Raw genomic sequence first — 10335 nt, forward strand, 5'->3', positions numbered from 1 at the left:
TTTTTTAATTTTATTATACATTCACATATTTTCAAATAGCATTTCGCTTACGAAATACTCGCGCGCGAGCGGTATTGCGAAGCAATAAACGAAATCTCCGCGAGCTGCGCATCCTGCGGAGCACTTTTTTATTTTGTAGAAATAAAAAAGCTACTACACTTTATAGAGTAGCAGCCCAATTTTTACCTGATATATTGTCTTGCGTGATTTCTGTAGAAGGATTCATTCCATTTGGGATTGCTGTCCTTAACATAACAAATATCTCCATCCATATAGGATTTAATCAGCATCTCAATATTGTTGATTTTGGCAAAACGAACATAGAAACGCATTGTTTCCGCAATAACATCTCCCTTTCCTTTATCGATAGCTATGCATACGTGCTGATTGTATGTGTAAGTACCGCCGATAATATCGGAATCCCATTCCATCTCTTCAGGATGGGTCGTAAGGTAAATTCCAAACAAATACCCCTTGTCGGAATATGCCTCCATATGAACGGTATCATCATACCTTTCAGACACGAAAACATCGCAGGAAAAGCTCTCAGAAATGGCTCTGCTGAGAGAGTTTTCATCAAATACCACGTCTTTTAGCAGTGTATCATAATCTAATGTTGCCATCGATTCCCTCTTTACCCCAAAACACTTTAATTGCGAGTGATAATTAAATTCTATATGTATTTGACGCTCTTTACAAGGAATAAATCAAAAATCTTCGTCTCTTTCTATTGTTTATGTTTTCTCAAATGTCTTCTTTTTCTAAAGCATTCCTGGCACATATTATACTGATATGACCATTTAAGCTTTTTACCGCAATAAGCACATGCCTTCAGGTTAAGCTTCTGCTTATCGAGTATAGTAAATATCTTTTCGGAAATAAGGCGCTTACCATCAATAATCCTGTAAAGATCATCGCTATCTCCGAAGGCTCTTGTAAATGCATATAAGAAATCAAAAACAGAGCTTCCGATTTCAAGACGAAGCAGTGCATCCTTGGATTCCTCATCAACAGTTTCCGCACCAAATTCAGCCATGGTTCTTCGAATATCAGGTGCGATACCGTCATCCACCAGCCTGTAATAGTCAAGGTATACTCCGAAAATGTCTCTGTTATCCTGATTTATGGGAATCCTTATAAATCTTCTTATCAGCTCTCTGTTGTCACTGATACTTTCAAGAGCTCTGGCAATACTTATTTTTTCTGAAATATCTCCCTTGTTGTAATACTTTTCTGCCGGAATTTTGTTCCAGGTATCAAGTATCGCTGAGATTTTCCCATCCTTATGAAGGAAGTCCTCAGGGATATTTATCATAACCTGCCTGAGAGGAATCATCCTGCTAAAAAGAAGGCCCTCAATGGTCTCATAGTCATAGTATGAGGTCACATAGCCCGTATCATAGATACCGTATCTGCCTGCCCTTCCGGCTATCTGCTTAACCTCGGAGGAGGTCAGTGGTCTTTCATTTATACCGTCGTATTTTATGGTCTGCAGGAAAACAATTCTCCTGATGGGCAGATTCATACCCATACCGATTGCATCCGTTGCCACCACCACATCCGTCTCACCCTCAGCGAATTTCTGCGCTTCTCTGTGTCTTACGTCATAGGGCAGAGATCCATATATTATGCTGCACTTTACTCCATGCTCCTGAAGCTCTGCTGCAACAGAATGCACATCCTTTCTGGAAAAAACTATAAGTGCATCCCCTTTGGTAACATCTGAAGGGAAATTAAAATCTGTGGCACTCTCATCCATAACAAGAGGCGTCTTCCTCTCATGGTACTGAATCTCATATTCATCACCACAGGACTCGATCATACGGATAAGCAAATCCTCCGCATCACCGGATGCACAGATATGTATAGTCTTAGCCCTTGCCCCAAGAATGGCGGAAGTCCAGTATCCGCCCCTTTGTCTGTCGGCAGCCATCTGTGCTTCGTCGATTACAGCCATATCCCATTCTTCGCTAAGATCAAGCATTTCTATGGTAGATGACTGATGAAAGGAGCCCGGCATAAGAATCCTCTCCTCGCCTGTAATCATGGAGCAGGGTACGCCCTCTCTGTTCATCTTCTCGTACTGCTCATAGGCAAGAAGTCTTAGAGGTGCAAGATAAATTCCATTCTCTGATTTTTTCAGATCCTCCAGAGCCTGATAGGTCTTTCCCGAATTGGTGGGGCCGATATGAATGATGAATTTCCTCTTCATCAGTCTTGCAAGAGGAAAAAGCTTAGTGTAGTCGTTTGGTGTGGAGGTCTCAATATTTTCAAAAAGGAGCCGCTTGGCATCCATCGTCTTTTTATAGCGCCTTGCCGCTCTTTGATAATTGGGATTTTTAAGAAGCTGCTCAAAGACCACATGCTCAGATATATTGCTCTTAACAAAGGCAGCAATCTCCTTGATTTGTTTAGACTCCCTCAGATATTTCATGATGAGCTTTGAGATCACTTTTTTCCTTACGGAAGTAATGAACTCTAAAATCTCCGTGTCATCAGATTCCCAAAGAATATCCAGTATGACCTGACCCATTTCAGGCATGATCTGCATGAGGTAGACGGCATTTATTTTATTCTGAAAATCCCTGCAAAATCGCTCTATGGTTGCAGAGGATATTTCCTGCCTTTCGTTTTTGCCATTTTCACCCCGTGCATCAAGATATATCTTCTCGTTTTTCAGAATATCGAGAAGTTCACTGTAAACCGCAAAGGATATGGTTATATGTTCTCTCTTAAAATATTCATCAAAAGCATCCTTGGGAAACCTGCTTTTTGCATCCTTAAGCTCAGTATTAAATTTGGCTTTTTTTATGGCAAAACTGCTTCTATGTCTTTTCTTCATAGATTATTCCAAATTCATCCTTCCACCGGCGCACTAAAATTTTTTATGCCATTTCCTTCTTCTCATCACCTACAAACAGAGCTCTGTACTCACCGGGAGCCATTCCCTTCTCCTCGTGAAATACACGGTTGAAGCTGGGTATACTCTGGAATCCGGAAAGCATGGCGATCTTGGTAAGTGTCATGTCATTTTGTGTAAGCAGCTCCGTGGCTTTCTCAAGTCTTATGGTATTGAGCCACTTGGAATAATTCATTCCGGTTACGTTCTTAAATATTCTGGAAAAATAATCCTTGCTGATACCTGCCATCTGAGCCATGGCGCCCTGAGAGAGATCATCAGCCGTCAGGTTGTTCTTGATATACTCCGTGACTCTGATCATCCTTCGCATAACATCATCCTCATAGCCACGGGACTCTTTTCCGCTGATCTCTGGAACAAATTCCTCTCTGTGCTCATCAAGTGTGAGCATGAATTTCATGAGAAGCATGCAGCATCGAAGCTCCCTGTTTGGAACTCCGGATAAAAAAATCTCCTTCATTTCATCTGTTATGACTCGCAGCTGCGCCACAAGCTCCGGATGAGAGTTAATGCAAAGAATATGCAAATTTCTGTAAAAATGCATTATTCTCTGAAGATCGAAAAGAGAATTCATAAACATGTTGCTAAACTGAATGACCAGAGCCTTCTCTCTGTCTGCATCGACTATTGAATGCATCTCCATGGGCCATATCAGCACAAAATCACCTTCGACCAAATCGTAGGTGTCCTGATTAACTTTAAAAATATTGGTTTTTCCGGGGCCTACCAGAATTATCTCCCCGTATGAATGCCAGTGCGCCTTATAGCTTCGCTGCTTTAAGCCTGTAGATAAATTAAATGCACTTGAATTATCAAACTCGTTGTTTTCGTATTTACTGTAATCCATTATTCTGTCCCATCTATAGTCAAGTAGGCTGTCCTTTGACAAAAACTGATAACATAAACATCAAATCTTAAGAAGTATCATTTTTGTAACAAGCCTATATTACATATTGTTATTTATTTTATGGAGCTCAATCTATATGAAAAATTATACTACAGATATGACTACAGGTAACCCTGTAAGACACATATTATTATTTGCTCTGCCTGCACTTATCGGAAACATTTTTCAGCAGATCTACAATATTGCTGATTCCATCATAATCGGACGTTTTGTCGGAGCGCAGGTCCTCTGCTAAGGCTTCTCAGTACTCCTGAGGTAATCCTTAGTGATGCGACCTCGTATGTTCGTTTTATGTGCATAGGTCTGATCTTTGTATCAGCTTACAACTATTTAACCGCAATGCTACGAGCTCTTGGCGATTCAAAATCGCCGCTTTATTTCCTGATTGTGTCAGCGATCATAAATGTCTGCCTTGACATTATCTTCGTTTACTTTTTCAAATTGGGAATAAAGGGAGCAGCCCTTGCAACTATCATCTCCCAGTTCATTGCGGCAGCAAGCTGTGCAGTTTACGCTTATAAGGTAAACCCGTATTTCAGACTTGAAAAGAAGGATATTGTTTTCGTCCCCGGTCTTGCTTACAAGGTTATACATCTCGGCGTTCCAATGTCTCTTCAATTTGCCCTTATAGCCATTTCCTCAATGGCTGTACAGCGAATAGTCAATTCTTACGGTACTGCAGTTGTCGCAGCCTTTACAGCTACCAACAGAATTGAGCAGCTGATACATCAGCCCTATGCAACACTTGGAGCATCAATCGCGACCTTCTGCGGACAGAATTACGGAGCAGGCAGATTTACCATTCCCATCCTTATCACCCAGTACATAGGTATGGGCGAGATGGGAATATGGCTTTCCACCGGTATCGTATGGGTCCTTAGCGGATTCACTGCCTGGCTTCGACTAATCAGTCAAAGAAATGTATCATTCAGCGTCGTTAAGAACGCCTGAAGCATTACTCTGAATATAATTCATACGGGCGTAGCTACCACCCAGAGCCACAAGTTCTTCATGTGTGCCCTGCTCGGTAATGCGTCCGTCTTCAATTACAAGAATCTTATCTGCGTTCCTTATGGTGGACAGACGATGCGCGATTGCAATGATTGTGTGATTTCCTGTAATCTGCGCAATTGATTTCTGGATCTGCTGCTCGGTCTCCACATCAACTGATGCTGTAGCTTCATCCAGAATGATTATGGGAGATTTTCTAAGAATCGCTCTTGCTATAGCAACTCTCTGCTTCTGGCCACCTGAAAGTCTAAGTCCTCTCTCACCTACAAGAGTATCGTAGCCATCAGGCATAGCAAGGATCGCCTCATGGATATTTGCGGCCTTGGCAGCCTCCATGATTTCATCTATTCCGGCATCCGGTACAGCATATCCTATGTTTTCAGCAATTGTTCCGTTAAATAAAAATGTATCCTGAAGTACAGGCGAAATATTTTTTCTAAGACTATCCAGCGTGACGTCAGCTATATCGTGTCTGTCTATAAAAATATGTCCCTCCGTAGGCTCATAGAACCTTGATATAAGCTGTGTCAGCGTGGTTTTACCAACACCTGTAGGTCCCACAAGGGCAAGCATTTTGCCGGGCTGACAATGGAAGGAAACATTCTTTAAAACAGGTACTCCATCACTATAGGAAAAGCTTACATTATCAAAACAGATATCTCCGCTAACATTCTGAAGCGGCATTGCATCCTTCTTATCAACAATCTCGCAGGGTGTATCCAAAACGGCAATAACACGCTCAGCACCTGCCATGGACTGCTGCATGTTTTCAAGGAGGTTGGCCATTCCGGTTATTGGTCCGTAAAACAGACTGAGGTACAAAAGAAATGCAACTATATCCTCAACCCTTACCTCCTGACGATAGGCCAGATATCCGCCAAAGCCCACAACAAGAATCGTTCCGATTGAAGAAATAAATTCAACTGAAGGGTGGAAAATAGCACTTATTTTGAGGGCATGGAGCATAGCTCTTATGTGCTCGAAATTCTGCTCATCAACTCTTTCTGTCTCATATTCTTCACGGCCAAAGGACTGAATCTCCTGAATTCCGGAGAGGTTATCCTGAAGCTTACCGTTTAGCTCACCCATCTTTTTCTGGGATATTCTAAAAAAGGGTCTTACCTTCTTGGAAAAGATTATTCCGGATAAAAGAATAAGGGGAATTGGCGCACAGGTTATAAGCGCAAGCTTAAGATTGATGGTAAGGAGCATTACAAGAACGCCAAAAAATGTGACAAAATTGGTGATGGTCTCAGGAATTATATGAGCATAGAGAAGCTCAAAATCTCTGGTATCATTTACCACGCGGCTCATGAGATCGCCGGTCTGCTTATCGTGAAAGTATCCAAGGTGCATGCGCTCAAGCTTTTCATAAACCTTGGTTCTGAGATCGCCCACCAGATACCACGCCGCTTTATGAGCAAGGTAGTTACTTAGGAATCTAAAGAGAATTCGCATAAGATAAAGAATAACCAGTCCCACAGTCAGAAGGCCTATCTGATGAAGTCCGTCCTCATCCATCCCTCTTTCCACAAGACCTGTCATTGCAGACAAAAGCTTTGGAGCTGCCAGATTTATGGCCGTCAGCATCAGAGTAGAAAAGATAGCGATTATGTAAAGCTTTCTGTACCTGATAGCCTCGCGGCTAAGTCTCCATAACATTTTCATGATTTTTCCCAACCTTTTTTCAAAATTTCTACCGGTCCTTACTTAGATTTAGGACACAGATACTTTTTAATGATAGCATAGGCATATACGACTCACTTCTTAAAGATTGGCATATTATCTATCATTTTTTGTTGTCAAAATACGTATCCTTCTTTTTGGAACCGGCATCTCATGTATAATGATATGGTGAGGAAAAACTATGCTTCGTGATAAGGATATTCGTGAGCCTCTTTTTGACTTTCTCGAAGAGACTTATGGAAAAATAAGAATAATAGAAGAAAAGACCATGGGCAAAAGCCGCGCGGATGTGGTGATGGTGACATCAGACAGTATCATAGGTCTTGAGATAAAAAGTGACGCCGATACCTATGCCAGACTGTCTCGGCAGGTGAAGGACTACGACAAATTCTATGACAGGAACATTGTGGTGGTAGGTACCAGCCACGCCATGCACATCGAGGAGCACGTGCCCGATCATTGGGGAATCATAACTGTAGAAACAGTAGGTGATGAATGCGACTTTTATTTCCTAAGACGCCCAAAGATCAATCCCAAAATGGCCCTGGAAAACAAGCTGCGAATTCTTTGGCGTCCGGAGCTTTTTGAATTACAGCAAATCTACGAAATGCCAAAGTATAAGGATAAAAGTAAGGACTTTGTTGTCTCTAAGCTGGCAGAGCGGGTTCCTGAAAAAATAGACAGGGATGATCTTGATTTTCATATCAGCAGGATTCTGTTTGAGAGGGATTACACAAAAGCCGATGAGACACTTAATGAATACAGAAAGGGCGAGCTGCAAAAGGCTATAGAGCAGGAAACTGATCCCGAAAGAAAGCTGGCTCTTATGGTGGAGCAGGCAGAAAAAGGGCTTAACTTTAAGCCACGAAAAAAGAGACGGAGAAGACGCCGCTAAGCCGGAAATTCTATCGCAAAGCATGTAATAAAAAGAGAAGGCAATGAGTGCTAAGAAGCTTCATTACCTTCTCTTTTTTTATCTTATTTTCTGTTTTTTGAAATCCAGTCTGTAGCAAAATCAACCAGCTCTCTCTGGTTCATAAAGCGCATTTCTGTTTCGCCGACAGCTGCCTTTTTCACATCATGCTCCTTTTCAAAGGCTGCACCGATATCAACAAAATCCTCGCCGTCAACAAACAAAGTATCATAAGCCTTCCACACTCTCTTACCGTTTTCCATGACGGCGCTGTGCTCCGTACTGTTATGCTTTCCGGGATACTCGGCGCGAACATCTGCCAGGTGAATGGAAGTATTTTTGTCGTAATCTACTCCTATGAGAAGCACCTTTCCGTCCAGCTTATAGAGCTTTCCTATCGGAGATTCCTCCCCAAAGATATTTGAAAGGTCGTGGTTTTCTGTAAGATATGCGGAGTTCTTCCCCCAGGCTGACACTGATCTTGCAGGGTGATCGCTTCTGATGGTTCCCGGCCATGAACGGAACATTTCAGCCACCGCACCCATGGTGTTGGTGGGAGTAATTGCCTTATCATAGGCAGGCCAGTTTGCCCTAATGATATCCCAATCCTTTTCATCCACATCCCAGTGAACCCCAACCTCAGGATCAAGATTTTTCCAGGACTGTGTGGGCATCATAATGGTACCTTCCTCAGTAACGGTTTCCATCAGAGCCTCTATAACAGCCTGCGCTCCGCCGCAGACATAGCCAATCTTACTGAGTGATGTGTGGACCATTACGTTATCCCCGGCTTTAAGTCCAACCTCTGCAAGTGCCTTTTTAATCTCTTCTTTAGTAACTATTTTCATGATAGTTTTCTCCTCCTCGTGTCTCTGTTGTGTAATCATACCGCCAACAAGTAAACGATACAATGATAATTTCTTGACAGTAGTTTCCTAAACACTTAAAGTTAGTATGTTGTGTTATTTTTATAACAAACATGAAAAAAGTTGATAGTGTAAAGTCTGCTATGGAAAAATGAGCCAAAGAAAAAAGGCTCAAAAGAACCTTGAAAATGTAGATATTGATACCGACAAGCTCTCCGAGGGCTTAGGGCTCCGCCCTAAGAACCTGCAAGGGACCAGTCCCTTGACCCGTTAAGCGGGCTCTGCCCGCACCCGTCCTCGCCGGAAGCAGGCCAGCAAGCACACTTGCTGACCAATGTATCAGGATTATCCGTGAACCTTATGTCAAGGAACTTTCGCGGCATATCCTCGCGGCGCTGCCGCTTCGGTATTCCACGTTTTCCTTGACAACGGTTCCGCTCCGTTTTATGCGGTTGCACCCTGTTGGATGTTGAGAATGGTCTGTTGACCAAGTATTATCAGCATCTGCCATTTACCAGGCATGTTGCCAGCATTCATGACCATATCATCTAAGACAGGTGGCTTGAAACCATTGTGTTTATGCGGCCGAAGAAAGTTGTAGTACGCAACCCATAATGCGAGATCGTAGTTGGCACCATCGTAGTTATTAAAGCCATTGGTAGGCCGGTAGGATTCTTTGTAAGTGCGGTTGAGTCGTTCAATCATCTGTTTGTACGGGCGGAACTCTGCAGATACTGCATCATCGTTCGTAAGACCTAAAACCTGTGTGATATCGAACTTGAACTTTTCTCCAGCATTGATAAGAAACTGCTGAGCAGCCAGAGGGTAGGCGCTGTAAGCATCAGCTATGAATCTGAAGTTCTTAGGTAGTTCCTTAAGATGCTGAAAGGCCATGCGCATAGCCATGATGCATGGACCGACACCACGGTTGTCTGATACCTGATATCCGACTATAGCCCTGCTGGCGGCATCCATGATGAACCAGATGAAGCCTTTTATACCAAGGACCTTGATATAAGTTTCGTCGGCAGTGAATACAGATCCCTTTTCGTAAGGGTAAGTATCAACAAACGGCTTTATACACAAAGCTGCAGTCTTGCAATAGTTTGCCACCTGCTGATGTGAAACAGAAATATCGTACAGATCCTTGAGAGCATGGGAAGTCTTACGTAGTGATAAGCCAAGATTAACATGCATGGTTAGACATAGGGACATGATATATGCATTGTTCTTTGTGAACTTAAGGGATGAAGCATTCTTAGGAAGTGTGGTTATATCCATCTTGAAGAAATCTATCGTGAACTCACGGTAGATGTAATGAAGCTTATATTTGTTCTTGCCATAGTCTTCGTCAAGATCTTCTTTATCAACCTTCTTGAGATTGCTCAGGTAGTAAGGACATTTGGGATTAACACATTTGTGAACGATGAAATGCTTACGATCTTTCTTTGGAACAAGAGTGTGAGTGCAGTACGGACATCTGAGCTTAAGTGAAGTATGACGGTTATCCTCGGGTGAGAAAAGCGTCTGGCATACCTTACACTGGAGCTGGCCTTTAGAGCCATTATTCTTGTAAAGGTATATTTTGGGAGCGTTGCACCTTGGACATTTGCAATCATCGGGAATGTCACATTCAGAACGACGCCGTATAGGTTTGATGGGCTTGTCATCCGGGTAACGCCACTGAAGGTAAGCCATGAAATCCCTGTAATCCCAGGGCTCTACATTCAGAATCAAAGGGAGCTTATCAATCTTAAATTTTTGATATTTGGGAGAATGAGAATCCTCATAAGCCCACTGTTTAAGCGGAATATATCTACAGATAAAGTTGATCAACCAGCAGTTTTGTTGATAGAGCTGATGGATGATTTCAAGTAAATAAAGTATAATGTTCACGAGCATTGTTTCCTTTGCGGGATGTTTTCTTGGTCGTTAACATTATACCAAAAGGGAGGTCAATGCTCTTTTTATTTTGAACTCCCGAAAAATAGAGGATTTATAAAGAAAAAAGGAGTGTCGATTAGACACTACC

The 10335-nt window shown here is 42.4% G+C and carries 10 protein-coding genes; 3 read left to right on the forward strand and 7 right to left on the reverse strand.

Annotated features, from left to right (window positions below; all coding sequences use genetic code 11):
• Nucleotides 1-182: 182 nt before the first annotated feature.
• The 3 genes from G608_RS0105370 to G608_RS0105380 form a co-directional block, all read right to left on the reverse strand.
• A complete protein-coding gene (locus G608_RS0105370) occupies nucleotides 183-623 on the reverse strand; it encodes a hypothetical protein (RefSeq protein WP_026495177.1) in 441 nt (146 codons plus the stop codon).
• Nucleotides 624-727: 104 nt separating this feature from the next.
• A complete protein-coding gene (locus G608_RS19980) occupies nucleotides 728-2842 on the reverse strand; it encodes a helicase-related protein (RefSeq protein ID WP_051208867.1) in 2115 nt (704 codons plus the stop codon).
• Between the two features lie 43 nt (nucleotides 2843-2885).
• The gene (locus G608_RS0105380) at nucleotides 2886-3767 is read right to left on the reverse strand and encodes a helix-turn-helix domain-containing protein (protein ID WP_026495178.1); all 882 of its coding nucleotides are present in this window, start codon (nucleotides 3765-3767) and stop codon (nucleotides 2886-2888) included.
• Nucleotides 3768-3903: 136 nt separating this feature from the next.
• Here G608_RS0105380 and G608_RS23155 point away from each other — a divergent pair, with 136 nt between their 5' ends.
• Nucleotides 3904-4062 (forward strand): hypothetical protein, encoded by a 159-nt coding sequence (locus G608_RS23155; RefSeq protein ID WP_155833221.1) that lies wholly within the window; start codon nucleotides 3904-3906, stop codon nucleotides 4060-4062.
• Between the two features lie 23 nt (nucleotides 4063-4085).
• On the forward strand, nucleotides 4086-4778 hold the full coding sequence (locus G608_RS19985; RefSeq protein ID WP_242829345.1) for an MATE family efflux transporter: 693 nt from the start codon (nucleotides 4086-4088) through the stop codon (nucleotides 4776-4778).
• Here the strand turns inward: G608_RS19985 and G608_RS0105390 are convergent.
• Entirely contained in the window at nucleotides 4752-6506 is a 1755-nt protein-coding gene (locus G608_RS0105390; protein ID WP_026495179.1) for an ABC transporter ATP-binding protein, read from the reverse strand. The genes G608_RS19985 and G608_RS0105390 overlap by 27 nt on opposite strands.
• Before the next feature lie 199 nt (nucleotides 6507-6705).
• Between G608_RS0105390 and G608_RS19990 the strand changes: the two genes are divergently transcribed.
• Nucleotides 6706-7419, forward strand: a complete 714-nt coding sequence (locus G608_RS19990; RefSeq protein WP_051208871.1) for a sce7726 family protein — start codon at nucleotides 6706-6708, stop codon at nucleotides 7417-7419.
• Nucleotides 7420-7502: 83 nt separating this feature from the next.
• Here the strand turns inward: G608_RS19990 and G608_RS0105400 are convergent, their stop codons facing one another.
• The 3 genes from G608_RS0105400 to G608_RS0105405 form a co-directional block, all read right to left on the reverse strand.
• Nucleotides 7503-8285: an aminoglycoside N(3)-acetyltransferase gene (locus G608_RS0105400; RefSeq protein WP_026495180.1), complete on the reverse strand. Its 783-nt coding sequence runs from the start codon at nucleotides 8283-8285 to the stop codon at nucleotides 7503-7505.
• A gap of 254 nt (nucleotides 8286-8539) precedes the next feature.
• Entirely contained in the window at nucleotides 8540-8686 is a 147-nt protein-coding gene (locus tag G608_RS24535; protein WP_196812581.1) for a hypothetical protein, read from the reverse strand.
• Between the two features lie 61 nt (nucleotides 8687-8747).
• Nucleotides 8748-10205, reverse strand: coding sequence for an integrase core domain-containing protein (locus G608_RS0105405; protein WP_442852210.1), 1458 nt, complete (start codon nucleotides 10203-10205; stop codon nucleotides 8748-8750).
• Nucleotides 10206-10335: the final 130 nt, after the last annotated feature.

It is taken from the genome of Butyrivibrio sp. WCD3002 (genome assembly GCF_000424265.1).
Classification (GTDB): Bacteria; Bacillota; Clostridia; order Lachnospirales; family Lachnospiraceae; genus Butyrivibrio.

What these genes read in the sequence shown, in the direction of transcription:
- G608_RS24535 (WP_196812581.1), bottom strand. Translation starts at nt 8,686, where the DNA reads ATGCCGCGAAAGTTCCTTGACATAAGGTTCACGGATAATCCTGATACA.
- G608_RS0105370 (WP_026495177.1), bottom strand. Translation starts at nt 623, where the DNA reads ATGGCAACATTAGATTATGATACACTGCTAAAAGACGTGGTATTTGAT.
- G608_RS19980 (WP_051208867.1), bottom strand. Translation starts at nt 2,842, where the DNA reads ATGAAGAAAAGACATAGAAGCAGTTTTGCCATAAAAAAAGCCAAATTT.
- G608_RS0105405 (WP_442852210.1), bottom strand. Translation starts at nt 10,205, where the DNA reads ATGCTCGTGAACATTATACTTTATTTACTTGAAATCATCCATCAGCTC.
- G608_RS19990 (WP_051208871.1), top strand. Translation starts at nt 6,706, where the DNA reads ATGCTTCGTGATAAGGATATTCGTGAGCCTCTTTTTGACTTTCTCGAA.
- G608_RS0105380 (WP_026495178.1), bottom strand. Translation starts at nt 3,767, where the DNA reads ATGGATTACAGTAAATACGAAAACAACGAGTTTGATAATTCAAGTGCA.
- G608_RS0105400 (WP_026495180.1), bottom strand. Translation starts at nt 8,285, where the DNA reads ATGAAAATAGTTACTAAAGAAGAGATTAAAAAGGCACTTGCAGAGGTT.
- G608_RS23155 (WP_155833221.1), top strand. Translation starts at nt 3,904, where the DNA reads ATGAAAAATTATACTACAGATATGACTACAGGTAACCCTGTAAGACAC.
- G608_RS0105390 (WP_026495179.1), bottom strand. Translation starts at nt 6,506, where the DNA reads ATGAAAATGTTATGGAGACTTAGCCGCGAGGCTATCAGGTACAGAAAG.